The sequence below is a fragment of the Spirosoma migulaei genome, assembly GCF_054776855.1.
In genome coordinates, this window is the sequence record NZ_BAAHBG010000003.1 from 39,016 (window position 1) to 64,028 (window position 25,013).

The window sequence follows — 25,013 nt, forward strand, 5'->3', positions numbered from 1 at the left end:
AATGCGTTCTTAATAAAATCAGCGAGGGACTTACTATAATCTCTTTACATAAATATAGTGGCTGTTGCAAAAGTGATCCGCTCCGGATATTACTAGCCACTGTTGTTGTCTAAAGAGAATATTTTTGTTGCTTCTTCTTGTAGTTTATGGAAAAAGAACGGTTACGGCCCGTATTAAAAACTATTTTGCTTCTGTTATCCCAAAACAAATACATTGCTTTGGCCGAGTTAGCTTATGAGCAAAATATGCAACCAGACTACAAAGAAACCGCCATTAAAGAGTATGGAGGCAAACTCACTACACCCAGCGATGATCTGATTATCCAGCAGATAGAAGTATTCAAAACTGAAATTAGACGCTGCTTCAGGGGCTACGCTGAAGGGTTCGGTGGCGGGCAGGGCTGATTTAACGGTAAGCGGAGCCGGTCACCTAACGGGTAGCGAACTGACCATAGATGGGGCAACCATTGATCTGAATGGGGCTAGTGAGGCAAACATTAGGGTAAGTGGGACCTTAAAGGCTACGACTGATGGGGTCAGTGAACTAAGGTATAGCGGAAATCCAACGGTGAAGTCGGTCAAAGCAATGGGTCTATCCAATATTGAGCGGAACTGATTCGGAGCGCTTTTAACATTTAATTGCAAGTTTAAATGCTTAGGCACACGGGTAAATTCGGCTATGTGAACCATCAATACAAAGTCTCTTAAAATGCTCCCAACTGAGACGATGGAGTGTCGATAATTCGGGCGTTTAATAAAACGTGGGGTGGTCCATACCGCAGATAATTCGGTGGCCGTAGGACCCGAAAATAGGCAAATCCGGATGGATCAGCCCAGTTTTGGGTTCCTGATAATTCATTCCCGACAAAAAGCCCAACCTGGCTTCGAGCTATCCAGGTGGGACCACACGGTTGTCCGTGATCTGATTTATTTAATAAAAATAAGTAGATCTATAGTTACCCTTTCGTACAATAATTAATTAAAAAAGGTATATTGTTGGTTAATTTGAAGGAATACACTCACAGCTTCTACATAAGTTGGCTTATTCACTTATACTATGAAGCATCTAATGCTCGTGGAGGATAACGATTTTCTCCTAAACCTATTAAATCAAACCTTTCACCAAGACTACCAATTAAGTCTCTACAAGAATGGCTTAGAAGCTATTAGAGGGTTAGAAAAAAATTCGTATCCGGACCTAATCATTAGTGATTTATCAATGCCTTTCTGCGATGGTCTTGGCTTACTTAAACATGTACGAACGAGTACCTCTGGCAAGTACATCCCTTTTTTCATCCTATCTGGAAATGAAGAAAGTAGTGTTCGAATTGACTGTTTAGAACATGGGGCCGATGACTTCATTACAAAACCCTTTAATCTACGAGAGCTGCAGGCTAGGGTGAAGGCACAATTAAATACAGGCGTCATGCCCCAAACTACAGGATTTTCTTAACATGGACCACTCCAGGCGTGGCCAAAAAATGAAAAGACGAACAAAACGGTATCCCTGTTCCCATGAATATAGTTGTGTCGTGAATGGTGGAAATTTAAAAAATCGGGTCTCTAATCGAGCCGATTTTTTTGTCCGTCTCCTGAAACGGTCCATTATTGCTAAAGGGACTTTTCAAAGTCAAGTGACGGATTGTGTACGAAACGACTATGGTACCCTATTTTGTGGATCAGTGTAGCCAGTGCAGGAAATGCAGAGGTAATGCCATCGTTTAGCCTTGGCCACGGCCTGCCAGATTGACCTCAACCAGTACCCCAGTAGGTTAGCCATCGATTAAAGGCTACCTTTGACTATGAGTCAATCTACATATACCGCTATCCCTGATACCTCGGATAACAAATACTGGGCAACAAAGTCTGAGCCTGGCAATGTGCGCAGCACCAAGTTTGTACCCAGAGATAAAGAACTACACCAGCAGCTAAAGATTAAAGCATGGGCCATTATACAAGCTTCCCTCAGGAAGAGTAATAGAAAAGTAGGCTATTAGGTAGTCCCCATCAGCCTTTCTGGCTTTATAAGATAAGCTGTATAATGGGCGGTCTCTAGTTGGCTTGGTAATCAATACGCAGGGTCAAATCACGGCGGCCCTCGCCTTTCCTTTAACCCGGCTCTTTTTGCTTTTAAAGCAAGGAGAGTCGGGTTTTTAGTGGGGTCTGAGTTCGTACTGGAGACTTTTGGGTAAATCAAAAAAAAGTTACTGTGCCGCTGGAACGGTAAGTAAAGATAACGTATGCGACTGATTGAGTTTTACAGGTATTAAAAGTTAGTGCCTCGTAAAAACGCTCCCAAATGTGACGATAGAATCGTCATCCATCTGCTTCAAAAATGGGGCGCGGCTGTTGTGCAACTCCCATAGGGTAAAGTTGTGCTAATGACAGTGCCTGGTTGGCGGTCTAACTTCACATAAAGAACTCTCAAATCCCGATTTGAGTAGCTCAACGCCCTATCTTTAGGCTACTTGATATGGGCCTAAAAGTCCGGACACGAAACTTGCATAACTTCGTGAACCATGAATCAATCCCAACCCCCCAAAAGAAAGTATACCGCCGAATTCAACGGGACCGCCCGTGCGGGCTGATGTGCTCAGGCTGGTTAGTAATGGTGAACCTATGGGGGGATTTCGCCAAAACACGCCTTATGGCTATGTGATCGGCCTCTATGCTGGATCTTCTGAAGAAGAGCATATTTTGTTACGATTTGGGTTAAGGAGATTGATATAACAATTGAACTGAGGCTTCCTGACAATGAAGTAGAGGCATTTAAACGAAACTGGCTATATTTAATGATTGTCAAATACCTCAAGCAGGTTTATCAGGCTATTAAAAAAGCACCTTAAAAGATGCTTTTTCAAGTCTAAAATAGAGATTGTACTGGTAACAAATCGTTGAACGCGGTAGTGGTGACAAATCTTTAAACAAAGAGTTCATTAAGATGATACCTTTCTTGGCTATGACGTTCCTCAATAGCTAAGCGCATTGTACTATTACTCAGTTTTAAGCCTAGAATTTCCGCTAAATGTCGTGCTAATAGCACCCCCCGTTTACTAGGATCATCTTTTTCTAACGCCAGGCAACGGTGTTCATCCCGATGCTTACCACCCATAACATATCTGGCTTCTATCTCTAGGGTAGTGTTACTAGCCCATTCCCCCAGATGCCGATTTGATTGAATAAGCTGCTCGTCTTCATACTCCTTTGTATTCATAGCTTTTTTAGTGAATGAGGTAGACTAACAGCCCCGTATGACATTGTAAGAAAACGATGTAGAGATGCCTGAGGGCAATTAGCATTAATTGTATGTGCAAATAACGTGCCTATATTGCTGATAATCAACAAAATACAAAAAATAAACTCACCTATTCCACTAGAGACAATTTTGCTGTTTCAGAGCAGTTTGGTTTCGTACTTTACTTCACAAAGTACGAAAATTGTAGATAGCTGGTTAACTAGTAAATGGTTGTTCACTCAATTTCAAGAAACGCTCCAATCTGAGACGATGGAACATTCATCTATCTACTTCTTGAATGGGCGGTGGATTACCGAGTTTCATTTAAAATCTGTACCGCTTTGGTAGTTGCAACCATAGATCGAATGGAAACATTTCATCGGGAGCTACTAGATCAACTTACCCAGCTTACTCACAGGCAGAGCTGTTAACAAGTTGACCTCGGGGTAAAGGGATTATGGATTAAAATAGAGTGATAAAACAGTGGCGTCTATCGAATAGCTTTCAAGCTGATGCATGTCCAAAGCACGCAAATCAATCAGAAGGAATGGGTCGTTGAAAACCCATTCTTTCGCTTGGCCTTTAGCCACAAGCAAGCCCGATACGGAATAGCTAAGTAGGGTTACGGGCGTTAGTTGAATTAACTCTTCGAGATTACTCACTAAGCGACTACAGGGAGTTGTCATATCAAAAAAAGGGAAGCTTTAAGGAACGCTTTTTAGCTGATAGCTTAACCAGCTCCTTGGTTAACTCATCATAAGTAACAGATCGTCGTTGACAGCACGTAACGCATCATGCTCCTATAAACCCTGGACTATCTGGGCTTCGACCGACTCTGAACTATCTGTTCTGTTGTCACTCTCCCGAATGGCATTTTTTCCGTTAGGGTAGGTGGATGTTAAGCAGAGTTAGTTAAACCCTCACCGACTTTTGCCACACATCCCGCTACAGTACGTTTTTCAATTTAGACTATGTGACTGCTGCCAAGCTTCCCTTAAGCCATGAGCCGCGCGTTTAAACTGACATAATAAATGCTCAAGACTCCAGTTAAGATTAGCCCCTTGTAAAAAGTCCGCTAAACTATCCTGGCGCTCTAACCGAAGCCAGAGTTGTAAATCCTGACTGAGTAAATGTTTGGCCATGTAGTCCTTGACCAAGGCACTGTTTAGCGGATCAAGGTTGTCTGCCTGCTGCTGACGATACCCCTTAATTACCTGAAATATTCGGTTCAGCGCTTCAAACTCTTCGAAAGGTGTCATAGGAGTACAGGGATGAAGAATGACATGAAAAAGTCAAAAATTGGTGACCTTTTATAAGTCAGCAATTACACACGGGTCATACCCGAAATTCTTGTATTCGTACTCTAAAATACCCTCCCAGGGTCTGTTCTAAGTGTGACTAAATGGAAAGAAGCGAAAAGCTAAACGAAGGTAATGAATAGGTGCTGCGACTATAAGCTTCGATAAATCGCTATGTCATCGATATTATATTCGTACCGCTCCCGCTCGTTGCCAAATGTGGTACACACAACCCGGTTTTGATTCAGGCAGTTGGTTGATCCGTTTACCTCCATGACGAAAGCTTTAGCTTCCATAATATGCGAGGGATTTTTTCGGTCTATGACTAGAATAGATGATTCTTTATTCTCTAGATTTAGCCGAATAATACGACTGTCAGACGCATATGGATTAGTGAAGAGGTCATTTGGCATAAGCGTTTTTAGGGAAAGAGGGGACCTATCTACCAATTCGTAATTCAGTTTCCCGATAGCCAGGCTATTGGGAAACTGTGTGGACCTTTGATGCCTCCTGGAGGACTTAATTTGATTCGTATCGACTTTTGACCTGCTCGCCTTGACGAACAAATAGATGCTTAGTCGAATCGTTGTTGAGCGGGGACTTACCGGGTCAATGTCCCTGGTCAAATAAATGGCTGATACAGGCTGAACTGAACTATCCGTGCTATTATATGTAGTGGCTGATAATCAGAGTTGAAATGTACGGTTTGTTTCAGGCCTAACCTAGTTTAAAATTAAACTAGTCGACAATTTAATAAGCCTCCGGAATATTCAGTAGTAAACAGCCCGACGACAATTGGCCTTTTTAGCGTCTTTGTCAGATGCTAATCTGATGCCCTACCCCAACTGAGTCCGTAGTTTTATGAGAGGAAGCGTTCTTTCGAATTCTTGAGATTTGATCAGATTTTTTACGTTTCCCCGTTTCTTGACGAGACAAGCCAGGATACTCAAAGTTAGGTCATATGCTACTAACTGTAGTTGATAGACATTAAAAGTAACTAAGTCTCAAAAAAGGCTCCCACATGAGACGAAGAGCCGTACCTGTATTTGCGTCTATACTCGGAGCATATCAGACACGGATGGTTTACGATCGGTCTACTCCTGTCAGTCGCACACAGCTCACTCCCCTACGACAAGCCTTAGTCAAATTGGTGGCCTCTACTTAAGGTTAACGAGATCTGCCCCGCATGATGTGCCGTGTGAAACAGCACATGACCCAACAGTCTGGTTCGGGAGACGGTTCCGAAGAAAGGCGTTTCAATTGAATCCTGCCAGGCATCCTCAGCAGTCGTCTCAATATAGGCTTTAAACAGGTGATACCCTTCGTCGATCAATCGCTTACTGAGTTCGGTATCCTGGCCTTGGCCCGTATCGGTGTGACCCATGGTCGTATTTTGCACCGCTACAGGAAGACCAAAAAACAAGCCAAACAGATGCATCATTTCGCCCGTGTGCCGATAGATAAAGCCGATCGAAGCTGTATCGGGATTGAGTCGAAGCGTGGCATTTTGGGGTGTAATCTGATCGAAGGCAAACGAACAAGTCGTCTGGTTTTGGGCTAACATGTCAAGAAGAACTAGTTTTTGCATACTGCTTGGTAGAGGTCGTGCATTTGTTTATTAACCAGCGTAAATCTAGGAGTCTTTCGCCTACTCGAGGGGTTCTATTACGACAAAATAAGGGGGTAATTTGCCCTCTATAGTCTTTAGTTTATCGTATCTACGTACAGTAGTTGAAAACTAGTAAAAAAAGCATTGGCTTAGAAAACCCTCCCATCTGAGACGATGAGAGATTGGCGTGCCCGTAATCCGGGCGTTAAAAAAGAAGGCTTTACCTGTCTAGGAGGCTGAAAATTTCTTGGATTTCATCCCGATGTGATCTTCAAACACATCGGGATGAAATGGTTTAGGTTACTAAAACCTAAACCATAACCTACTTCACTAACGGAGAGCTGTTTCTCTCGCAGTAAAGAAGCGGCTTTTTTCAGGCGCATCGTTTGATAGTAGCTGCAAGGGCCACAACCAAAGAACTGTTTGCACAACCTATTGAGCTTGGACAGGCTCATACCGGCCAACTGGGCCTATTCCACCAGTGGGGGAGCTTCAACCAGATTACTAATCAATCGATCGCGTATCAAAGGAAATGAACCGCTCCAACCGTGTGATACGTCAAAATGTGGTAGCTTTCCCCACTTTTGTTGTAGTCCAGATCCCCGACCCAGCCCCAACTTTGCCTCATCATTTTTAACGATAAAAAAGTCATGAGCAAAACTATTTTGATTACCGGTGCCTCCCGCGGATTTGGCCAACTGTGGGCTAAAGCCTTTTTGCAACAAGGTTATCAGGTAGCTGCCACTGCCCGAAATCTGGCCAGCCTGAAGGAACTGAAAGCCGAGTTTGGGCCCCAACTGCTGCCCCTTCAACTGGATGTGACCGACCGAGAGGCCGCTATCCAGGCCGTTCAACAAGTCCACCAGCAGTTTGGCCATCTGGATGTGCTGATCAACAACGCCGGCTATGGCCTCTTTGGTAGCGTCGAAGAAACCTCCGAACAACAGGCGCGCGATCTTATGGAAACCAACTTTTTTGGCCTGCTCTGGTTGACCCAAGCCGTCCTACCTATCATGCGCGAACAAGGATCAGGACACATCATTCAGGTATCGAGCGTGCTGGGCCTGATCACTTGGCCTAATGTGGGCCTCTACAATGCCTCCAAATTTGCCGTGGAAGGGCTGAGTGAAACGCTGGCATCGGAAGTGACCGATCTTGGCATTCATGTCAGCCTGGTGGAGCCTGCTCCCTACGCCACCGACTATGCTGGCTCCTCGGCGGTACGCACCCAACCCTTACCCGCTTATGAGCCTCTAAAGGCGCGTCTGCAAGCTGGCTATGCTGACCTGCCGGTCGGGCAGCCCGAAGCCACTACCGCAGCGATACTCCAACTCATTGAAAGTGAACAGCCCCCGCTCCGTCTGCTACTGGGCAAGCTGGCTTATCCCTTAATCAAACAAGGTTATAACAGCCGGTTTGCCGAGTGGGATGCCTGGGAGGGAGTCACGACAGCTGCTCAGGGCGTCTAACAAACGAGACCAGGTAAATCTACATCGCTTTTGGGTGTAGATTTACCCGGTCTACCAACTCAAGCTCCTTCTGCGAACTCATGCGTCATTTCAACACCCTCAGTACCATGCGCCGGGAGTTGGGCATGTCTCCACCCGAGCATCCCCAACTATCCCTGGAGCGGGGTCTAAAAAGCTGCCCCCTGGATGGGGAGGCCTTCAGTACGGACTGTTACGGAGTTATGTTCAAAAAACTTAAAGCGGGTGTCATGTTGTACGGCCGTACACCCTACGACCATACCAACGGCTCACTATCTTTTGTCAAACCCCGCCAACGGATTGAGTTCCGAAACCTGGAGGTGGAGGAAGACAGTTTCCTTTTGTTCTGGCATGAAGATTACCTCCACGGCCATCCACTGCACGAGCAGATTGGCCACTTTTCTTACTTCGATTACGAAGTAGCCGAAGCGTTGCATCTTTCTCCACGGGAAGAACAAATTAGTTGGGGCTTGTACACCCAGATCGAGAACGAGTATTACAGTAATCCAGACGAATATAGTCGGTTGATTATTCTGACTCACTTAGATTCGCTGCTGACGTATTGTCAACGCTTTTATAGACGTCAGTTTGTCAACCGTGCCGAACTGTCGGGCAAAACAGTATCTAAGTTTAATCAAGCTTTAGCAGTTTATTTCAAGGATGGGTTACTACAGACCACCGGATTACCTACGGTTCACCAGTTGGCCACCCAACTAAATGTATCTCCGCGTTACTTGAGCGATCTGTTGAAGCAGGAAACGGGCAAAACGGCCATCGAGCTGATTCACATTAGTCTGATGGGCGAAGCCAAAAACCAGCTAAAGCAAAACGAACTGAGTATCTCCCAAATCGCCTTTACGCTGGGGTTTGACAATCCGTCTTATTTTTCAAGACTCTTTAAAAAAGAAGTTGTACTCAGCCCGCTCGGGTTTAAAAAGCAACTCGTTTAGTCAGTTGGTTGGGTAAGTATCAATCAGCCTATTACTTTTGGTTGCCTCGTTTGCTTCTTTCTAACAAATCCCTCCCCAAAGTGAGACTATTGAGATAGCCTATAAAGCGGTCCTATTAAGTGAAAGTAACTCCGAAGATAATTAGCGGTGAACGAGTTCCAGATAGGGGGCTGATCTTCCTCTCGTGACTTTTACATTATTTGCCCATACATCTCCTCTTATTGGGTAACAGTTTCCTGCTCGACTTTATCCTGCTGGCTTAGTCGGATCAGGGCAAGGGGAAATTGTACCTGGAAAGTGGTACCTTGCTGTAAGGTACTTGCCACCTCGATGGTAGCGCCCAATTTTTGAGTCAGTACGTTCACAATGGAGAGGCCTAAGCCCGATGAACCTTCGTTATTGGTCGGTTGGGCCGATAAGCGCTGGAATCGCTTAAACAGCTTGAGACGATCCTCAGCCGAAATACCAGGCCCTTCATCCTGAACTCCAATGCTGAGGTGATGGTCGTTTAAGGCGGTTTGCACATAGATACGCCGACCAAAAGGCGAAAACTTTAGGGCGTTGCTGACTAAGTTATCCAGAATACGAGCCAGTGATTTTGGGTCTGTATGCAGATAAAGCGGGGGATGGTTGTGCTTAACCTGAATTGAAATTTCTTTTTGATAAGCCTGGGCCGCAAAGCTATCGACCAGGGTTTGAATAAAACTAGTTAGGTCGATGTCTTCAGTGTCCAAGGAATCCGTAGCGCTCGCTAGCTTGTTGAAATAAACAATACTATCGATCAGGTCTAAGCCCCGCCTGATGGTCTTCTGGCCGTGCTCAATGCTTTCAATTTGCTCCGCATTCAACGGCCCAATCATCGGTAAGAAGCTGAAAACGAAGCTAATGGTCGATAAGGGTGATTTTAGATCATGGGCAATCACACTCAGTAAGTTTTCAATTTCCTGATGGGCTTCGGCCAGTTGCTGGTGTTTGGCGTAGAATTCTGTCACATCAGTGAATAACCAAATCCGGCCCTTAAAATAAGTGGATAGAATAGGTTTGGTAAACACCGATAACACTTTGTCAGGAAAGGTCCAGATCCATTCTTTACTGACAAAGGTTGGATTATGGATCAGTTCGGAAGCGGTTTGATTGATGGCCTCCTTATTAAGCGCCTGATTTCGCAGCTGAAGCATGCCCGCCGATAAGCTAGCGGTCGAGGTACGAAGCCCACTGGCTTTCAGATTCAATAAGGCCTGAGCAGCCTGGTTGATCCAGTTGGTATTTTCGGCTTCATTGATCAATACGACTGCCTGCGGAACTACTCCGAAAAGAAACTGGTATTGTTGATCTAAGGCGATTTGCTGATACGAAAGTGTAACAAGTAAGACTTTATCACCAATGCGGTAAAGGACATGCTCGACCTCCTCGACGAACAAATCTGACTTTTCTCCCCATCCTACGATAAGCCAGCCTTTAAAGCTGGTAGTACTTAGCCGCAAACCCGCGATGTGGCTATAGTGGCCTAGTAATCCTTTTAACGACCGGCGGGCAACGAAATTGAGTTCCCAAAAGAAGGGGGATAACCGCGTTAAGTGATTAACTTGATCAGGATTAAAATGGGTCAAGGCCAGTTCGGTATTGGTTGAGTACAGTACCGAAGCCGTCCATTCGTCACGTTCCTGGATCAGATAGCCGCCATCAGCGCTCAGTACGGGTAGTAGTTCGGAAACGTAAGCCGGCAATAGGGTTGGACTAAGTCCGCGCTGAGAAATCACCCGTAGTCGTTTTTCAAGATTCGCTAAATCGATCATGGTCGATCGTGCCCATTAATGTAGAAACGGTTTAATCGCCTTAAGTACCTGATCCGTATTACTGATATGAGGTAAGTGGCCCTGGGTATTTAAAAATGTTAAGCTGGAGTGGGGGATGTGTTTTTCCATAAAGTAGCCTACCTCATGGGGAACGGCCACATCATCTGTTGCCTGAATCAACAGGGTCGGCTGGGTCAGCCGACTGATATCAAGCCGGTGATCGGAATGAAAAATGACTTTGGCAATGGCTAAGGCTACATCAGGTTGCATGGCGGAAAGTGTATTAAAAAAAGCGGTTGCCAGATGGGGACGATCTGGGTTGGCCATAATTAGGGGGGCAAAGCCGCTAGCCCAGGCGTGGAAGTTGGTCTCCATCTGGTCAAAAATAGCACTTAATACCGCCGAACTGAAGCCACCCGTATAGTTGGTCTGATCGAGGTAGCAGGGCGAAGCATTTAGTAAGATAAGTCGAGAAAACCAGCTTGGTTCTTCCATAGCGGCCAACGCGCCGGTCATGCCGCCTGCTGAGTGGCCAATGAATGTAATATTTTGGAGATCAAGTGCTTCAAGAATATCTAGAATATCACTGGCGTAGGCATGGAGATTTTGATATTTCCAGGCAGTAAAAAAGGGGGTGGTGAGTTCATTGGCTCCTACATAATCGAATAACACCACTTTATAGTCGTCTACAAAGGCCGCCATAAGCTCGTGCCAGGCTTGCTGATCAGTACCAAATCCATGCGCAAACATGATTGTCTTCTCCGACAAGGTGTTGCCAAGCACGTGCACATTATTTCGAGTGATAATCGACATTAGTCTAGTTCGGTGGTGTTACTTATTGTTAAGTTTTGACAATAATAAGTAAAATATCTAGTTTAAACACCCGAATTATTGGTTGACGCTGTTGGCCACCGCTAGTCGTGGCTGACTATCTCTTTTTGAGAACATTTATTCTAATTTTAGTTAAATCTATCCGAAATGTATAGGTCAGCTGTTAATCCGTTGGCAACTCAATAAGTTGGGACCAAATAGACTGAAATTAGGATAGAGAAAAAAGAGCTTGCCTAATCTATCGGTTAAAAAATATCTAATTAAGTAGTAGTTTACTGATTAATACAATAAGTTGGTTATATTTATACTATATACTATTATAGTAACAAAATGGTGCTACTGGTAAATGCTTGTCCGTAAGCTTTGCCTTAAGTCAGCCCAATACGATCCTGATACACGTGAATTGGCTCCTTAGGTTCCAGATAGTAAGAGATTGGATAAAGTTAGTACTAGTGAGATTGAGAAAAAGAAGGTATATCGCTTTGGCTTCCTTAAGCCAGCCACTGATCTGCTTAGTTGGAGCCATGACTGGCCAAGTAGATGAGCTACTTGAAGCGTTCACTCATTTACAGGCTTCGATCCCCGATAAAGACCAGGTCCGCCTGGTCTACGGCTCGTTGGTGGTGAAAGCCTTCCGGGAGCCAAACCGGTATGGGTTCAGTTGGCTAGTAGATGAGATCCGGTTTGAAGCCTTCGCAGCCTCCACCCAGAATCGAGATTGGGCTGCCCAAATGGACTTAATGTTGGGTAGAGGTGGACATCAGGAAGTTCGATTGGCTTTATACCAGGAGCGACTGACCAGAGTCTTTTGAGCCGTAGCGAGGGGGCAACTCCAGTTGGAAATTCCAACCCGTGCTTTTGGTAGTCGAAATCTATCGTTAGCCTGTATGGGCAAAATAAGTCATAACTTTAATTGACAGTAGTTCTTACAGGGTCGGGTTCCCAAAGTTATAGAGTCTCAAAAAATGCTCCTACCTGAGAAGAAGGAGTCTTCAGGTATCTTCTTGAGGTAAGGGACGTTTAATTTGATAGCACAGTGGGCAATTCATGAAGGAATTAATCAGATAGGACTCGTATGCAGTATCTTGAGGCTACATCCTTCTCGCCCATTTTCCGATAAATAAAGCCCTGTGGAAGGGATTAATTTTACCTCTATATTGCTATCATTAAGTAGATTTAATCGATTGGCTAATTCCTCAGCCAACCCCTAATTTATGAGGCTAATCGCGATAGGAATCTTGCTAATCACTGGTAATGGCCAGCTATGGGCACAGGTGGCTCAAAAACGCTTACCCATTATTGACATGCATCTGCATGCTATCCCCTACACCGATCAGGGACCGCCACCGGTTACGATTGGTGCCCCCTATCGAGACTGGTCTGCTCAGGACCCCAAACAAGGTGGGGGCATGGGCTATATGAACCAGTTACTGAAATCATCTGCTATGTGTGTGAACTGCTTGACCTCGGCCCCCTCCGATGATGCCTTACGCAACCAAACCATCAGCCTGCTCAAAAAACTTAATATTGTCGGGGTGGCCAGCGGTCCCATAGCCTATGTGCGACGCTGGCAGCAACAAGCCCCCGACCGAATAATTCCCGGGGTTTTGTTCACCATCGGTGACCCAACCCTCACCCTGGACTCGATGCGACATTATTTTCAGACGGGAGCCGTCAAGGTATTTGGCGAGCTGTGTTTGCAGTATCAAGGTATCACTCTGTCGGATTCAATCGTGGACCCTTACCTGGCCCTAGCCGAAGAATTTGATGTGCCCGTTAGTGTGCATATTGGCACGGGGCCTCCTGGAGTGGCCTACTTTGGTGCCCCCAAGTATCGGGCACGGTTACACAGTGCTTTTACCGCGGAAGAGGCCATGATTCGTCATCCTAAACTACGGGTTGCGATTGCCCATGCTGGCTGGCCACTGCTGGATGATCTGTTAGCGACACTCTATAGTCATCCTCAGGCCTATGTGGACTTAGGCGTCATCTGTTTTATTCTACCCCGGGTGGAGTTTTACTCATATTTAAAACGGATTATGGATGCTGGTTTTGGCAAGCGCGTGATGTTTGGTTCTGATCAGATGGTTTGGCCTGGGGCCATCGAAGTGGGCATCAAAGCGATTGAGGAAGCTCCATATTTAAGCCCAGCCCAAAAACGAGATATTTTTTACAATAATGCAGCACGATTCCTGCGTCTGGATGCTCGCTCCAATCAACGGCCTTAATGAATCATTCTTGCAGGGTAAACGTATCGAATGCAACTTAATCGGACTGATTAGCTGGCTGAAATGGCTAATTACTAAATCTCTTTAAACACTCCCTCCTGAGACGAAACAAAGGCCTGGCCTGGCAAGAAAAATGTTGACCGTTGCCTGGTCTTAAAAATAAACGGTCTCGCACGGGCGGTGTTGCGGCCCGGCCTGGATTGGCATTCCGACCGGCGTGGCGGTTGTTAGCCATAAACCAGATTGGGATCAATGGCCGAACGGCAAACTTTAAGTCAGTAATCCGAACCTGATCGTTTCAAGCAGCCAGGGTTCGTGGGGAGAAATGGGAGGCCCTATTTGCCAATCGTTACGTGAAAGTAGAATGAATCAAGTATAGGGGTAGGAATCTTGCGTTTGGTTCGTACTCGCTAGCTTTTACCAATTACCATTAACAAAGAAAGCAGGATTTCTAAGGTTTACCCAGCGAAAAAACGGTTCCTTTGCGGAAGGACAACCGTAGTATTCGTTGTGGAACAGCCCGCTCTTATCCTCGATCCAAACCCTGATCATCCCGTCTGGAAACGATATCTTTTCGAGGCTGATTTTTATCTGTTTAAACAATGGACCCTGGACGCAAAGGGCGCGGGGTTGCCCTACACAGGCGACAGTTCCTGTTTTAGTCTGGTGTTTAGTAATTCAGGTCAGATAAAATTCGACTTAGCTAACAAACCCTATGAACTCCACACCGGTTATGTGGTGGTTGAAAAAGGCCATACCTATGATTTTCGGCTGTACCCGGCAACGGGCCGTTTTTCGATCATTGATTTTACCGATGATTTCTACGAACAGTTACTCGATGAATACCAACTGCGTCATAGTTCCTTTTTCGGTAATCCGAACGCACTCACTCTGGGGTTGAGAACAACACCCGTCATCGATTACCTGTTTTATCAGCTTGGGCAGCCGGGCGGGGAGATGAGTCGACTAGGCCGCGACCAAGTAGTGCTGCATCTAGTGCAGGAAGTCGTTGGGCGGATTGAAAACCACCACCCGAATGAACCGATAACCCCCTACAAACGCTTTCATCTGCATGCCATCGAGCAGGCAAAGGCGTATCTGCATCGGGAGTTTAACCGCGACCTGTCGCTGCTGGATTTAGCGGATCACTGCTGTGTGAGCCCGTTTCACTTGGGTAGGCTATTCAAAGCGCACACGGGATATACGCCATACCACTATTTGATCAGCATCCGGCTGGCCCACGCCGAACGGCTGCTGCTCGACACAGCCCTACCTGTAACGGATATCGGTTTCGCGTCGGGGTTCAACAGCCTCGAATACTTTATCACGGCGTTCCGGCACCGCTACCAGCGGAGTCCGGCGCAGTACCGCAAGCAGGGGCCATCGTAATGCGTAAGTCGATAGTGAGTATTGTCAAAAAGTCTCTGCCAAGCCGAAAACGCTGACCGATTTGCTCGAAAATCCAAACTTGTGAAAGCCGAAAGGGAATTTGTAATCAGTCAGTTTTCTAAATCAAAAAAGCAAATGAGAACGATCAAACTTCAAATGCACCTGTCCCTAGACAACTACGTAAACATGGAGCGGGGCGGCAAAAACTTCAAATGGGACCATGAAGTGATCAAATTCTGTGTTGCCAATCTCGACAATGTGGACACCATTTTACTCGGACGTAAAACCGCCCAGGATTTAATACCCTTCTGGGATAACGTAGCGACCGATTCAAGTCATCCTGATTTTGCGCTTGGCCAACGAATTTCGGAACTCCCAAAAGTCGTCTTTTCAAATACCCTCACCGAACTTCCTTGGAAAAACACCACACTAATCCGTGGCGACATGCCTACTGAACTAAGCAAGCTCAAAAAATCAGCAGGCAACGCTATCTTGGTCTATGGCGGAGCCTCTTTTGCGGCTTCTTTAATTCAGGCCGGGTTGGTCGATGAGTTTTATTTTCTGCTGAATCCGTTTCGTTTGGGCAAGGGGGTAACCCTATTTCAAGCAAACGACGATGTCCAAGTATTCACGCTTATAAAATCGATGCCTTTTCCCTGCGGAACCGTGCTACTTCAGTATAATCCCAACCAACTCTGACCAGAGAGTTGATCCAAAAACAGTTCGCTGGTAAGGCGTATGCTCCGGATAGTGTTGGACAGATAGTAAAGAAAATACGTCTCAAAAATCGCTCTTTCTGCAAGATTCACATAGCTTCCCACAATTAGCGATAGTCGATCAGGTTTGGAGTCATAAAGCTATAGCGAATGGCACAGCAACCGGTCCGCCGGTGCGGGATGAACGTCGGCCAACCGGGCATGACCGCTATTCTAACTCGTGCTCCGCGCCGGCGGTCCGGTACTAGTTTATAAATGCACTACTAGTAAAGCTTCTGGGATAAAGCCTTTGTGGATCAACACCTGGCTTTATGACAAAGTCCTTCTACCAAACCAGTTGCGCTAGCTTAGGGCTCTCCCTGGCGGCTGGCTTGTTTCAAAGCTGGCTCCATGTTCAGCGGGGCGTTGATCTATATAGGCTAGCCTCGTTTCGGAGCTGGTTTTAGTGGGCGACTTCATTGCCCTCATAACGGCTAGTCTGCTCCTGACCTATTATCACCAAAAACGCTTTAAAGCGGCTTTCTGGGCTGGGCTGGTGTCTACCGTAATCTCCCTGGCAACGCTTCTCTATCTGCTACTGGCAACCCTCTACCCGCTGCTTGGTCAGTATCTCAGAGTGGCTATATGGATGGGGGTTTTAGCTTTTGGGGTGTATGGGGTAACCCTAGCTACTTCGCCCGCCGGGAGCAGACCCTGGCTTAAGTGGGCAGGTAGTGTCGTGGCTATCCTATCCGGGGCGCAGGTGGCAGCCCTGATGTGGTTTAAGGATATACCCCCTTATCCCCCAAACGCCACGCTCGATTTAATGCAGCAATACCTGGGCCTGGCTGACCGGATCGTTCCGGTTCTACTGCTGTTTAATTTTATCGATGAGTTAAACAGCGTTTCCAGCGATAAGGAGCCAATCAATTTACCAACTGGGTTACTGATTGCCAAAGCGATGGTTGCGATTCTGGCCATTTGTACCACGGTACTCGCCATACAGCTAATCGGAGATAACTACAACCATACGCATGCTTCTACTCGAGAAACGGCTTTGGCAAAGCCGTTTGAGGAGGGAAGCTATATTGGTCCCCAGGGCGATACGTTGCGATACCGGATCATGAAGCCGCTTCACTACGATCCCCGTAAACGCTATCCGCTGGTGGTTGGTCTGCCTTACACCTGCTGGTCGGACAATACCCGCCAGATTGATGCCTGTCCCATAGCCAAATGGTTAGCCACGGATGAAAACAGGCGAACGTATGCTGCGTTTGTTTTTGTGCCCCGCTGTCCACCCCATACGGGCTGGGGTGGCGTAGCCAATACCCCTTCCGTAGCGCCACTGGCCATTGAGGCCATTCGTTCTCTGGACAAGGCGTTTTCAATTGACGCCCAAAGGCGTTACGTGTCGGGGGTGTCTCGGGGTGGTTATGGGTCCTGGCATCTGATTGGCACGCACCCGGAGTTGTTTGCGGCAGCCATTCCGGTCTGTGGAGAAGGCGACCCTAGCCAGGCTCCTGGTATGGTTGGGATCTCGGTCTGGGCTTTTCACGGGGCTAAAGACATGAATGTACCGGTCAGCGGTTCACGCAACATGGTTACTGCGCTAAAAAAGGCGGGGGGTACTCCCCACTATACAGAATATGCTGATGCCGCTCACGGCATTTGGGAGGAAGTCATAAAGACGCCTGGTTTGTTAGACTGGCTCTTTGCCCAAAAATAAGAGAACCCACCAAAGGCAAGTAAAATCTAAGGTGTGTCAAAAAGGCTCGTATAAGTGACTTAAAACACTTTATATTAGGTGGCTTTCATAAAATGGTTCAGATGTTATCCAATCTTAGCCATTTCTCGATAAACATTGTCCCTTTTCTAGACTTAAAACCAGTTACGCCGTTTGGGAGACGGGTGCTATTGGCGAGACAGACTGTAGGCTAATGACACTTGAAGCGCCTGATTTCGAACCGGTGTCGATCCTCCGTTACCACTGACCAGATTCAGCGTAGCCACACTGGCTAGACCATAGTTGTAACGCAGACCTAGCTCAAAAGCTGTAGTGAAACTGTAGCGAAGCCCCGCGTCTATCCCCACATCAACGGGATTATTGTATAAAGATTGGGGCGTACTGATCAGGTAATTTAATTCGGGACCCACTTCAAAAGCTAGTTTCCTCGCTACTCTAAAATCGACTAATACGGGCAGACTCAAATAGTGTAGTCGTACATAGCCATCTCCTGACACCCGTTCGAAGCGGCCCCCTTTGGTTGAATAAAGCACTTCAGCCCGAATGCCCCCCTGCCCCCCGATGGCTTTGCGGACAAAGCCGCCAAGATGAAATGAGGGACTCCATGTATTGTCAAACACGGGATCGTTGGTGAGTTGTCCAAACGATAATCGTGCTAGATTGAGCCCTCCTTTGATTCCGTAAGTGAAAGTTTGGGCATGCGCGCAGCTAATTCCTAAAACAAAGAAGATCAGTAGGGTAGTTGATCGGTACATAGTCGATTAAATTAGAGCTATCATGAGTTTACAACGAGGAACTTGTCGACTCCGTATTAAACAACTTAACCATTTTGTGGGCTAGGCTACTTGATGAACCAATGGTGGTGAGCGGATTATTCAGATGAAGTTGACCCTGAAGCAAAAACATCTAGTCGGTAAAGAGAATGGATTTGGCCGAAGGGTATGCTCAGAAAAGGCTCCCAAATGAGACAATTAAACCATCATTCATCTGGACCAAAAATGGGGCGATTACTGAGACGGTATTTGCCTGGATTTCTGTACTTTGGCTAACATAAAAGAGATTATACAACAGATTTTTAGGTATGACTTGCCAAGTAGAGCTGGCCTTTAGTGTTAAGAATGATACCCTATTTATCGTAGGCATCCAGCCACAATATTTAACTGCCGATGCGCGTCCAGGAATGATTCTCCGTCAAAGACAGAAAGCCGTAGAAGCAGTTATCGATAGCATTGAGCATATTGACAGGCCTAACGGGGTATTAATTGGACTTAGATTTAAGAAAGGAGACGAGATAGCTTGGAGTCGAATAAAAAGGCTGGTACAAGGTGATCAAATCATCCTGGATTAACATATAGCAAATTATACAACTGAAAAAAAGAGCATACGTTATGTAGATAAATCGCTTAAGGAATGAGATACCTTCTCTTTTTAATAGCAATCGTCTTTGGTAACAGCTACCAGACGTCTGCTCAATCGAAGAATCAATTTAATATCGGCGCTGGTTACTCCTATTCCAATACAATAGTTGGTATAGAGAATACAGCGTTGATTGGACTTACTCCCATCAAAGCTAAGCCAGGGTTTTATGTAAGTTTAGCCTATGAGCATCAGCTATCCAGGCTGTTTACTACCCAGACCGAGTTGAATCTTCAACAGAAGGGACATCGATACGAGAATCCGATTGAGCAACAGCTTGTACCAGTCCGTTACACTTACATCGGCATTAGACCTACCATTGGTGCCAAACCAGTGAAGAAGCTAAGCTTGTTGATTGGTCCTAAGCTAAATTGGCTGATTAGTAAATCAGCCAGTTGGTCTAACAGCAAACCGATTGAGATCGGTTTAACCGGTCGTGGCCGTTATCAATTCAGTCGCGTCGGTATAACAGGAGGTTATTTTAGAGCACTAACTTTTTACGACCTATCGGGTTCGGGTACTTACTCACTTACAAACCAAAACTGGCAAGTAGGACTATTTTATCAGCTAAGCCCACGCTAAATTCAGCTAACATAATTGCACTTGTGTGATTCGTTCACCCTACTCGACTACCTCATATTATATCTTGTCGCTTAAGCGCTTATTACCAAATTGGCGATTATAGAACTGAATAATGCAACCCAGAACACATATACTGGGTCTTCTGTTGAAAAACGCCACGGTATAACTTCTGTTGGAATCACATTAAATGATAACTTAGTTCTAGTTAACGGTATTCTGTTTTTCTTCCTTCTCCATACTCTTTATCTAATGAAACGTCTTCTTTTAGCTCTGTCACTACTAGCTATCCTGACAACGGCATGTCAAAAACCAGCGCCAGACCTCACACCAAATTACGAGGGGCAATATCAGCTACAATTTACTACTCAGACCAACTTCGATACTACCCCCGTGACAACGACAAGCACAAGTAAAGGTAGCTTGATGGTTGTCAAGAATCTTGACGGAACTTACACCTTCACGGAGAAAAGGCCCAACGCTATCACCGAACGCACTTACAAAGTCAGTATAGTGGGTACTCGATTTGAGGTGCCCACTCAAACCGAATCATTTCCAGTTAATGGGGTCAGCTATACACCTCAGTTCGTAGGTTCAGGCGAGTTTAAGACCAATCGTGTGACCATTACGCGAATGGCTAGCTTTACAGCCGGATCAGTACGCGTCAATAGTACGTTTGAAAGCTACGGTTATCGTTAATAAAGACCCAAACAATTCTGATAGCTAGCCATAAAGTAGAGTCTGAGTTAACCTATCACCAGTGGCTGTTGCAAAAGTCACTACCCGTCTATGAGATCTCCCTTAGTGGGCAGTATTTGTCTAGTAGAGGGCCCCGAATCGGTTGGTAAACTAGAAACTTTTGGCCCATTCCAGACTTTTGCAACAGCCACGCCATTTACACGACAAATAATGTCCGATGAACAAGTACACTTATTTCAAGTACGTTGTCTTCCTGCTTCTGGGCAATACTTGCCAAAGCTGTGTTATTGGTATCGGCAAAACATGTCAATCCTTTATTCCTCAACAGTATAAGTTTGGTGACTATCCCATCAATGTCGACGCTCGAAAAACGACTTTGCAAGTAGGAGATACTGTCTTTTTGACGGTTAAGATTGATCCCCAGTTTTATGACTCTTTATCGCGGCAGTCCGTGATGATCGATCACAAAGTAACGCTGTTCATAAAAGTGTCGAGTGCGGCCAGCCCACTCGATCCAACTAATGTGTTTCAGGTAGATACTACTATTTATCATGTCTTTGACCAGTATTTTACGACCCGTGTGTTGAAAGGCACCAAAAACACGGCGTATTTATTTGATTGCCAATGGACCAACGGATTTTGGCAATTGGAGCTGCAATATATTCCCTTAAGGAAGGGGACCTTTGATTTATCGGCTTCTTTCAGCAAGATTCAGTTAAGCCAAGTTGCCTTATCAGAGGAGGTATGCATGCTGGGTGATATGGATACGTTTGGAGCTCAGGTAAGGCTGCAGACGGTTAACAACCAAATTAAGCGAGTCTATCCTACTCTAGCATCCCCCCCTAATAGATTTGGTTTTATAGTTGAGTAGTACGGTGGCATGAGCGAGCCGATCTAGTTTAACATAGCCTTTGTGGCTGTTGCAAAAGCCTGAAATGGGTGTGATGGTCCTGGATTAGTTGTCGATTCTACCCCGTTTACAAGTCAAAAATTGCTTACTTGGCAGCTGGCTTCATAGTCCTATTGACTTTTGCAACAGGCACTGGCATTAGGATACTTAAAGCTTATAATCGGCAAAATAGAACGCAAACCAATTGACGGATTTTACGGACCACCGCTGTGGTACGATACGGCAAACACACCCATGTTTATACGTTTACTTAGCTTTATTACCATGTTTAGCTTAGCATGGGCTTGCGTGGACCAAGATAATCTGCTCCTAAGGGGAACAGTCGATCTTATTGTGGTCGATGGTACCATCACGAATTTGGCTGAAATCCAGATTATTCAACTTAATCGCTCGCAGGCCGATAGACTGACAGGGCGTTTTGGCTCATTTCCGATTACGAAAGCAACGGTAGTGGTAATCGTCGATTCCGCCCAGGTAGTGGCTTGTCATGAAACAGTTGATGGGAGCTATCAATTACCCAGCGACTTTAAAGGCCAAACAGGCCATTCATACCAACTTAGAATTACGCTCAGCGATGGCACACGTTATGAATCCACCCCGCAAGTAATGCCTCTTGTCCCACCGATCGAGAAAATTTATGCTCAGTTTAATCTCAAAAGTTTGTCTCCGCCCCTTCATGATTACTATACAGCTGGTCATGATGTGTTTATCGACACGCAGGATCCGGCTGATCAGCATAATTACTACCGCTGGGACTGGACACTTTACGAACCTCAGTATTGGTGCCGCACCTGCGTGAAAGGTTTTTACTCCGTGTATAATCCGATTGAAGTATATCCACCCGGGAACGTATATAAGTCCGGCCCTGACCTGTATGAAGATTGCTTCTATCCTCCTGTTAAAATTGGCGTGCCTGACTTTACCTACAAATTTGACTACCCCTGTCGAACCCAGTGCTGGGAAATTTTTCATAGTTATCTTATAACAGTTTTCGATGACAGATATACCAATGGCGGTCTCATCAACCGCCATAAGGTAGCTCAGATTCCCTTTTACCAACACGGCCCATGTCTGGTTAACATGCGCCAATCCTCGCTCACTCAGGATGCCTATCGATACTTCAAGTTATTCCAGGATCAGACGCAGAATACAGGTGGATTAGCCGATACGCCCCCTACGGCCTTAATCGGCAATGTGCATAATATAGCCAATCCAAAGGAAGCGGTGGTGGGTTATTTTACGGCCTCATCAGTCTCATCCAGGCCGCTGTATATTGACCGGAAAGATTACGAGGGCGTTCCTTTAGGGTATGATCCTGTAGGAGGTTATTTGGGCATATTAGGCGGGGAGTTATTTTTTGCATTGAACCAACGTCAACCCATGCCTGAACCCTCCCCACCGCACGAACTTCGAATTTTCGTTGATGGAACGCAACGTCCCCCGACGGCCCTATGTGCGCCCCTCGACCAACGAACGCCCTTCAAACCTGAAGGGTGGCCAAATTAAGGGAGGGGCTCGCATCGGCGGACCGTCAACATTGGGTCTAATTAAAAAACGGACCGCAGTGGCGCAGGGCGGCCTGTGCCGACCATCAAATTCGTCATGACTTATTCAGACGTTCAGCAAGCCAGTATTGCCAGCGAATACGCGATTCTGACCGGCCCAAAAACGAAGGTTTTCCGGTACAGCCTGAAAAACCAATGTGTTGATGAAAATTGCGTTTAAACTTGTATCTAAAACTCGTACCCGAAATCAACGTACCCGATTTTTATGTCAAACGAGTACTGGATACAGGTCAAAAACGCTTAGAGGGGTGCGTTTGCCGTTTCGTACAAAATCCGTCACTTGGAACCGTCAATCTAGCTAAAATACAACTGGCTGCCCCACAGCAAGTTGGTATTATTCCCAGACGCGTTCTATAACTCACTTTATGTAAAGGGAATAAAGAAAGTTTACCTCAGCTAAGCGTTCAACGGCAATTCATAATAAGTACAATTAAGGAAGCAAAACTGCCGTGAACTTAATGGCCAGCTAACGAAAATTGCGGCAGTATGGAGTATCTACTTTCCAGTGGCCCCCCTCCTTATGCAAGCGATAACGATAGTCACTAACCTGCTTTTTCCCATTTTCCCGGTTGCCACCTGAGATGGTCTCAGCTACCTGATCTTTATCAAAAATATGGACCTCTCCATCGATTGTGGTGATTTTCATCGCTAAAAGAAGCGAGTCCCCAATTTGTTGTATTTGCCCTATTTCATAGGATTTAAAATTAGGTGGAAAGGCGATCTGGACAGTTTCATTAAGATCCGAGCCAGGTCTAAGCTTGGCGAGCTTTATTTTACAAGAATCGGATAAATAGCTTGCAGCAAGTGGGTAATTTTTGTCGATCAACGCACCATAGTAATTCTTAAAGGTATGGCGGGCTGAACGACAACTCATGCTTAGTCCAACCATTGTTACTAGTAGCAACTTTGTAGTAAATCGGCTCATAAGTGTAGAGTATCTTGTTAGCCGAAAGATACGCCGAGCAATATTGGTGGAGAAGTAGTTAACGTCTTTTAACAGCAGGTATAGAAGCAAAAAGCTGTTATATAAGTGGCTATATGTTAGGTAGGAGTTAGTTATGAGCTCTAACAATCCTATTTATAAATTCAACTGATTTGGTGCAGAATTTTTCAGGATCACTTAACCAGGGATCGTGGCAGGCTGCTGGTATGGTATATAGCTCAGCATTAGGAAAGATTTTTATGTAGCCATGAGCCCAGTCAACACTACAGTTCTTCCAACTCCCATTAAAGAGCAAAATAGGAACCCTAATGTTAGCTAGACTATCCAGCACCGGAGCGGTTACTAAACTATATACCAACTCAGCCGTATTAGACGTACCAACTCGTATGGCTTCCTTTTCCACCGTGACCGTTGAGTAACCCCTGCGTTTAATCTCTTCTTGATTGACTAATTGACGTTGTTCATAAATCTTAAACCGAGTCTCTTTAACCTCAACTTGTTTTATGGGTTCAGGTTGTTTGGCGAAAAAAGCATGTGTCTTTTTTATCGAATCCTTTTTTTGGATATAGGCTTGATATTGTACGGAGATCATGCCTTTACCTGGCCAGGAATATGTGCCACTTAACAACAAGCCTTTAATCCGTTGTGGATGCTGATAAGTATATAAAAGGGCCAAGGTCGTTCCCCAAGATGAAGCTGCTAAGAATACCGGATGAGTGGAGAAGCGCTCGATAAGCCGGTCTAAATCCGCTACCTGCTCTTGCCAGGTATAAGTGTTGGCTGATCCACTTTTGCCAATTCCACGTTGATCGTAGTAGATCACTTTAGCGGCCTGAGTTAAGCCATCAAATTCAGGTCGTAAATAATCGTGAGTGACATCAGGTCCCCCATGCACGACAATTACCGTCTCGGTTTTATTGCCAATTTTCCAGTAAGCTAACTTAGGTTGGCCCTCCACAAAGCCATCTTGGCTGTAACTATTCTGAGCATAGCTGAACAAGATCAATATCAAAACCCAGATTTTCATATCAATGCTTAAACCTGTTTTATAATCTCTTATATGTTAGCTAAAGCACGGCATCAGGCTAAATACTCATCTATGAACCGTTGTGAAGAGAGGGTTTGTTTTGTCCTTTTTGTTCACATGCATACGAGCGTTTACTTGTGAACAAAAGAGCAGATCGGCGACGGTCGTTTCTAGTTCCCAACCTTATTTATAGATTCTCAGAAAATGCTCCCAAATGAGACGAATCACCAACGAGCTACAACACCCACTTTACGGAAAGGATACTGGTGCATACAACATGAAGTAGGCAGTTGAGCAAACTAGGCGTGCTCTAAAATGAATTCAGCGGATATACCTAATTTTTTATAGAGTTGTCGAGCCATCTCCAGGCTCAGCCTACGTTTTCCCCGCAACAATTCGGATACCCGAGGGGCCTCCACTTCGAGTAACTCCGCTAAATCCTTTTGTTTCAGTTTGCGCTCAAACATCTTTAATTCAATCATACCCGCCAAGGTCTGCGGCTGACTGGGCATTGGATAATTTACCTGCTCATAAGCCCGCATCAAGTGAGACAACCGCAATAATTCCTGATCATCCTGCTCGCTTAAGCTAGCAAATCCACCGCCCTGGGTGG

The 25,013-nt window shown here is 45.6% G+C and carries 29 protein-coding genes; 17 read left to right on the top strand and 12 right to left on the bottom strand.

Annotated elements, in window-relative coordinates; all coding sequences use genetic code 11:
• The first annotated feature begins 146 nt into the window (after nucleotides 1-146).
• From ACYVGO_RS04535 to ACYVGO_RS04545, 3 genes are all read left to right on the top strand, one after another.
• Complete coding sequence (locus ACYVGO_RS04535) at nucleotides 147-404, top strand: hypothetical protein (protein WP_460967870.1); 258 nt, start codon at nucleotides 147-149, stop codon at nucleotides 402-404.
• Entirely contained in the window at nucleotides 388-615 is a 228-nt protein-coding gene (locus ACYVGO_RS04540; RefSeq protein WP_460967871.1) for a GIN domain-containing protein, read from the top strand. Before ACYVGO_RS04535 ends, ACYVGO_RS04540 begins: the two co-directional genes overlap by 17 nt.
• A 453-nt stretch (nucleotides 616-1,068) precedes the next feature.
• Nucleotides 1,069-1,452: a response regulator gene (locus ACYVGO_RS04545; RefSeq protein ID WP_460967924.1), complete on the top strand. Its 384-nt coding sequence runs from the start codon at nucleotides 1,069-1,071 to the stop codon at nucleotides 1,450-1,452.
• 1,467 nt (nucleotides 1,453-2,919) lie between these two features.
• Here ACYVGO_RS04545 and ACYVGO_RS04550 read toward each other — a convergent pair.
• The 6 genes from ACYVGO_RS04550 to ACYVGO_RS04575 form a co-directional block, all read right to left on the bottom strand.
• The gene (locus ACYVGO_RS04550) at nucleotides 2,920-3,213 is read right to left on the bottom strand and encodes a hypothetical protein (RefSeq protein ID WP_460967873.1); all 294 of its coding nucleotides are present in this window, start codon (nucleotides 3,211-3,213) and stop codon (nucleotides 2,920-2,922) included.
• Nucleotides 3,214-3,689: 476 nt separating this feature from the next.
• Complete coding sequence (locus ACYVGO_RS04555) at nucleotides 3,690-3,920, bottom strand: hypothetical protein (protein WP_460967875.1); 231 nt, start codon at nucleotides 3,918-3,920, stop codon at nucleotides 3,690-3,692.
• A 273-nt stretch (nucleotides 3,921-4,193) separates the two neighbouring features.
• On the bottom strand, nucleotides 4,194-4,493 hold the full coding sequence (locus ACYVGO_RS04560) for a hypothetical protein (RefSeq protein WP_460967877.1): 300 nt from the start codon (nucleotides 4,491-4,493) through the stop codon (nucleotides 4,194-4,196).
• 191 nt (nucleotides 4,494-4,684) lie between these two features.
• Nucleotides 4,685-4,828, bottom strand: a complete 144-nt coding sequence (locus ACYVGO_RS04565; protein WP_460967879.1) for a hypothetical protein — start codon at nucleotides 4,826-4,828, stop codon at nucleotides 4,685-4,687.
• Between the two features lie 842 nt (nucleotides 4,829-5,670).
• Nucleotides 5,671-6,120: a DinB family protein gene (locus ACYVGO_RS04570; RefSeq protein ID WP_460967881.1), complete on the bottom strand. Its 450-nt coding sequence runs from the start codon at nucleotides 6,118-6,120 to the stop codon at nucleotides 5,671-5,673.
• Between the two features lie 275 nt (nucleotides 6,121-6,395).
• The gene (locus tag ACYVGO_RS04575) at nucleotides 6,396-6,605 is read right to left on the bottom strand and encodes a helix-turn-helix domain-containing protein (RefSeq protein WP_460967882.1); all 210 of its coding nucleotides are present in this window, start codon (nucleotides 6,603-6,605) and stop codon (nucleotides 6,396-6,398) included.
• 186 nt (nucleotides 6,606-6,791) lie between these two features.
• Here ACYVGO_RS04575 and ACYVGO_RS04580 point away from each other — a divergent pair, with 186 nt between their 5' ends.
• Together ACYVGO_RS04580 and ACYVGO_RS04585 are read left to right on the top strand one after the other, a co-directional pair.
• Nucleotides 6,792-7,610 carry an SDR family NAD(P)-dependent oxidoreductase gene (locus tag ACYVGO_RS04580; protein WP_460967884.1) on the top strand — a complete coding sequence of 273 codons (819 nt, stop codon included), beginning with the start codon at nucleotides 6,792-6,794 and terminating at the stop codon, nucleotides 7,608-7,610.
• Between the two features lie 80 nt (nucleotides 7,611-7,690).
• The gene (locus ACYVGO_RS04585) at nucleotides 7,691-8,578 is read left to right on the top strand and encodes a helix-turn-helix domain-containing protein (RefSeq protein ID WP_460967886.1); all 888 of its coding nucleotides are present in this window, start codon (nucleotides 7,691-7,693) and stop codon (nucleotides 8,576-8,578) included.
• Nucleotides 8,579-8,796: 218 nt separating this feature from the next.
• Here the strand turns inward: ACYVGO_RS04585 and ACYVGO_RS04590 are convergent, their stop codons facing one another.
• Together ACYVGO_RS04590 and ACYVGO_RS04595 are read right to left on the bottom strand one after the other, a co-directional pair.
• Nucleotides 8,797-10,374 carry a sensor histidine kinase gene (locus tag ACYVGO_RS04590; RefSeq protein ID WP_460967888.1) on the bottom strand — a complete coding sequence of 526 codons (1,578 nt, stop codon included), beginning with the start codon at nucleotides 10,372-10,374 and terminating at the stop codon, nucleotides 8,797-8,799.
• Between the two features lie 15 nt (nucleotides 10,375-10,389).
• Nucleotides 10,390-11,187 (bottom strand): alpha/beta fold hydrolase, encoded by a 798-nt coding sequence (locus ACYVGO_RS04595; RefSeq protein WP_460967890.1) that lies wholly within the window; start codon nucleotides 11,185-11,187, stop codon nucleotides 10,390-10,392.
• Nucleotides 11,188-11,729: 542 nt separating this feature from the next.
• Here ACYVGO_RS04595 and ACYVGO_RS04600 point away from each other — a divergent pair.
• From ACYVGO_RS04600 to ACYVGO_RS04625, 6 genes are all read left to right on the top strand, one after another.
• Nucleotides 11,730-12,017: a hypothetical protein gene (locus tag ACYVGO_RS04600; RefSeq protein WP_460967892.1), complete on the top strand. Its 288-nt coding sequence runs from the start codon at nucleotides 11,730-11,732 to the stop codon at nucleotides 12,015-12,017.
• A gap of 402 nt (nucleotides 12,018-12,419) precedes the next feature.
• A complete protein-coding gene (locus ACYVGO_RS04605) occupies nucleotides 12,420-13,433 on the top strand; it encodes an amidohydrolase family protein (RefSeq protein WP_460967894.1) in 1,014 nt (337 codons plus the stop codon).
• 510 nt (nucleotides 13,434-13,943) lie between these two features.
• The gene (locus ACYVGO_RS04610; protein WP_460967896.1) at nucleotides 13,944-14,822 is read left to right on the top strand and encodes a helix-turn-helix domain-containing protein; all 879 of its coding nucleotides are present in this window, start codon (nucleotides 13,944-13,946) and stop codon (nucleotides 14,820-14,822) included.
• A 135-nt stretch (nucleotides 14,823-14,957) separates the two neighbouring features.
• Entirely contained in the window at nucleotides 14,958-15,521 is a 564-nt protein-coding gene (locus ACYVGO_RS04615) for a dihydrofolate reductase family protein (RefSeq protein WP_460967898.1), read from the top strand.
• Between the two features lie 328 nt (nucleotides 15,522-15,849).
• On the top strand, nucleotides 15,850-15,984 hold the full coding sequence (locus ACYVGO_RS04620) for a hypothetical protein (RefSeq protein WP_460967900.1): 135 nt from the start codon (nucleotides 15,850-15,852) through the stop codon (nucleotides 15,982-15,984).
• Nucleotides 15,984-17,243: a carboxylesterase family protein gene (locus ACYVGO_RS04625; RefSeq protein ID WP_460967901.1), complete on the top strand. Its 1,260-nt coding sequence runs from the start codon at nucleotides 15,984-15,986 to the stop codon at nucleotides 17,241-17,243. The genes ACYVGO_RS04620 and ACYVGO_RS04625 overlap by 1 nt, the downstream gene beginning before the upstream one ends.
• A gap of 185 nt (nucleotides 17,244-17,428) precedes the next feature.
• Here the strand turns inward: ACYVGO_RS04625 and ACYVGO_RS04630 are convergent, their stop codons facing one another.
• Nucleotides 17,429-18,016, bottom strand: a complete 588-nt coding sequence (locus tag ACYVGO_RS04630) for a porin family protein (protein WP_460967903.1) — start codon at nucleotides 18,014-18,016, stop codon at nucleotides 17,429-17,431.
• 326 nt (nucleotides 18,017-18,342) lie between these two features.
• Here ACYVGO_RS04630 and ACYVGO_RS04635 point away from each other — a divergent pair, with 326 nt between their 5' ends.
• The 6 genes from ACYVGO_RS04635 (at nucleotide 18,343) to ACYVGO_RS04660 (ending at nucleotide 22,590) form a co-directional block, all read left to right on the top strand.
• A complete protein-coding gene (locus tag ACYVGO_RS04635) occupies nucleotides 18,343-18,609 on the top strand; it encodes a hypothetical protein (RefSeq protein ID WP_460967905.1) in 267 nt (88 codons plus the stop codon).
• A 62-nt stretch (nucleotides 18,610-18,671) separates the two neighbouring features.
• Nucleotides 18,672-19,259, top strand: coding sequence for a hypothetical protein (locus ACYVGO_RS04640; protein WP_460967907.1), 588 nt, complete (start codon nucleotides 18,672-18,674; stop codon nucleotides 19,257-19,259).
• Nucleotides 19,260-19,508: 249 nt separating this feature from the next.
• Entirely contained in the window at nucleotides 19,509-19,955 is a 447-nt protein-coding gene (locus tag ACYVGO_RS04645) for a hypothetical protein (protein WP_460967909.1), read from the top strand.
• Between the two features lie 217 nt (nucleotides 19,956-20,172).
• Entirely contained in the window at nucleotides 20,173-20,826 is a 654-nt protein-coding gene (locus tag ACYVGO_RS04650; RefSeq protein ID WP_460967911.1) for a hypothetical protein, read from the top strand.
• Nucleotides 20,827-21,153: 327 nt separating this feature from the next.
• Nucleotides 21,154-22,371 carry a DUF4249 domain-containing protein gene (locus ACYVGO_RS04655; RefSeq protein ID WP_460967912.1) on the top strand — a complete coding sequence of 406 codons (1,218 nt, stop codon included), beginning with the start codon at nucleotides 21,154-21,156 and terminating at the stop codon, nucleotides 22,369-22,371.
• 96 nt (nucleotides 22,372-22,467) lie between these two features.
• A complete protein-coding gene (locus tag ACYVGO_RS04660; RefSeq protein WP_460967914.1) occupies nucleotides 22,468-22,590 on the top strand; it encodes a hypothetical protein in 123 nt (40 codons plus the stop codon).
• 306 nt (nucleotides 22,591-22,896) lie between these two features.
• Here the strand turns inward: ACYVGO_RS04660 and ACYVGO_RS04665 are convergent, their stop codons facing one another.
• The 3 genes from ACYVGO_RS04665 to ACYVGO_RS04675 all read right to left on the bottom strand — a co-directional run.
• A complete protein-coding gene (locus ACYVGO_RS04665) occupies nucleotides 22,897-23,355 on the bottom strand; it encodes a hypothetical protein (RefSeq protein ID WP_460967916.1) in 459 nt (152 codons plus the stop codon).
• A 127-nt stretch (nucleotides 23,356-23,482) separates the two neighbouring features.
• On the bottom strand, nucleotides 23,483-24,400 hold the full coding sequence (locus ACYVGO_RS04670) for an alpha/beta fold hydrolase (RefSeq protein ID WP_460967918.1): 918 nt from the start codon (nucleotides 24,398-24,400) through the stop codon (nucleotides 23,483-23,485).
• A gap of 299 nt (nucleotides 24,401-24,699) precedes the next feature.
• Nucleotides 24,700-25,013, bottom strand: a 314-nt coding sequence (locus tag ACYVGO_RS04675; RefSeq protein ID WP_460967920.1) for an XRE family transcriptional regulator, incomplete at its 5' end; no start/stop codon positions are given.

Bases quoted from the DNA above. Each gene is read 5' to 3' on its own strand.
- ACYVGO_RS04645 (WP_460967909.1), top strand. From the start codon at position 19,509: ATGAAACGTCTTCTTTTAGCTCTGTCACTACTAGCTATCCTGACAACG.
- ACYVGO_RS04580 (WP_460967884.1), top strand. From the start codon at position 6,792: ATGAGCAAAACTATTTTGATTACCGGTGCCTCCCGCGGATTTGGCCAA.
- ACYVGO_RS04585 (WP_460967886.1), top strand. From the start codon at position 7,691: ATGCGTCATTTCAACACCCTCAGTACCATGCGCCGGGAGTTGGGCATG.
- ACYVGO_RS04670 (WP_460967918.1), bottom strand. From the start codon at position 24,400: ATGAAAATCTGGGTTTTGATATTGATCTTGTTCAGCTATGCTCAGAAT.
- ACYVGO_RS04620 (WP_460967900.1), top strand. From the start codon at position 15,850: ATGACAAAGTCCTTCTACCAAACCAGTTGCGCTAGCTTAGGGCTCTCC.
- ACYVGO_RS04545 (WP_460967924.1), top strand. From the start codon at position 1,069: ATGCTCGTGGAGGATAACGATTTTCTCCTAAACCTATTAAATCAAACC.
- ACYVGO_RS04570 (WP_460967881.1), bottom strand. From the start codon at position 6,120: ATGCAAAAACTAGTTCTTCTTGACATGTTAGCCCAAAACCAGACGACT.
- ACYVGO_RS04560 (WP_460967877.1), bottom strand. From the start codon at position 4,493: ATGACACCTTTCGAAGAGTTTGAAGCGCTGAACCGAATATTTCAGGTA.
- ACYVGO_RS04550 (WP_460967873.1), bottom strand. From the start codon at position 3,213: ATGAATACAAAGGAGTATGAAGACGAGCAGCTTATTCAATCAAATCGG.
- ACYVGO_RS04630 (WP_460967903.1), bottom strand. From the start codon at position 18,016: ATGTACCGATCAACTACCCTACTGATCTTCTTTGTTTTAGGAATTAGC.
- ACYVGO_RS04565 (WP_460967879.1), bottom strand. From the start codon at position 4,828: ATGGAAGCTAAAGCTTTCGTCATGGAGGTAAACGGATCAACCAACTGC.
- ACYVGO_RS04590 (WP_460967888.1), bottom strand. From the start codon at position 10,374: ATGATCGATTTAGCGAATCTTGAAAAACGACTACGGGTGATTTCTCAG.
- ACYVGO_RS04635 (WP_460967905.1), top strand. From the start codon at position 18,343: ATGACTTGCCAAGTAGAGCTGGCCTTTAGTGTTAAGAATGATACCCTA.
- ACYVGO_RS04605 (WP_460967894.1), top strand. From the start codon at position 12,420: ATGAGGCTAATCGCGATAGGAATCTTGCTAATCACTGGTAATGGCCAG.
- ACYVGO_RS04555 (WP_460967875.1), bottom strand. From the start codon at position 3,920: ATGACAACTCCCTGTAGTCGCTTAGTGAGTAATCTCGAAGAGTTAATT.
- ACYVGO_RS04660 (WP_460967914.1), top strand. From the start codon at position 22,468: ATGACTTATTCAGACGTTCAGCAAGCCAGTATTGCCAGCGAATACGCG.
- ACYVGO_RS04640 (WP_460967907.1), top strand. From the start codon at position 18,672: ATGAGATACCTTCTCTTTTTAATAGCAATCGTCTTTGGTAACAGCTAC.
- ACYVGO_RS04665 (WP_460967916.1), bottom strand. From the start codon at position 23,355: ATGAGCCGATTTACTACAAAGTTGCTACTAGTAACAATGGTTGGACTA.
- ACYVGO_RS04600 (WP_460967892.1), top strand. From the start codon at position 11,730: ATGACTGGCCAAGTAGATGAGCTACTTGAAGCGTTCACTCATTTACAG.
- ACYVGO_RS04535 (WP_460967870.1), top strand. From the start codon at position 147: ATGGAAAAAGAACGGTTACGGCCCGTATTAAAAACTATTTTGCTTCTG.
- ACYVGO_RS04595 (WP_460967890.1), bottom strand. From the start codon at position 11,187: ATGTCGATTATCACTCGAAATAATGTGCACGTGCTTGGCAACACCTTG.
- ACYVGO_RS04650 (WP_460967911.1), top strand. From the start codon at position 20,173: ATGAACAAGTACACTTATTTCAAGTACGTTGTCTTCCTGCTTCTGGGC.
- ACYVGO_RS04615 (WP_460967898.1), top strand. From the start codon at position 14,958: ATGAGAACGATCAAACTTCAAATGCACCTGTCCCTAGACAACTACGTA.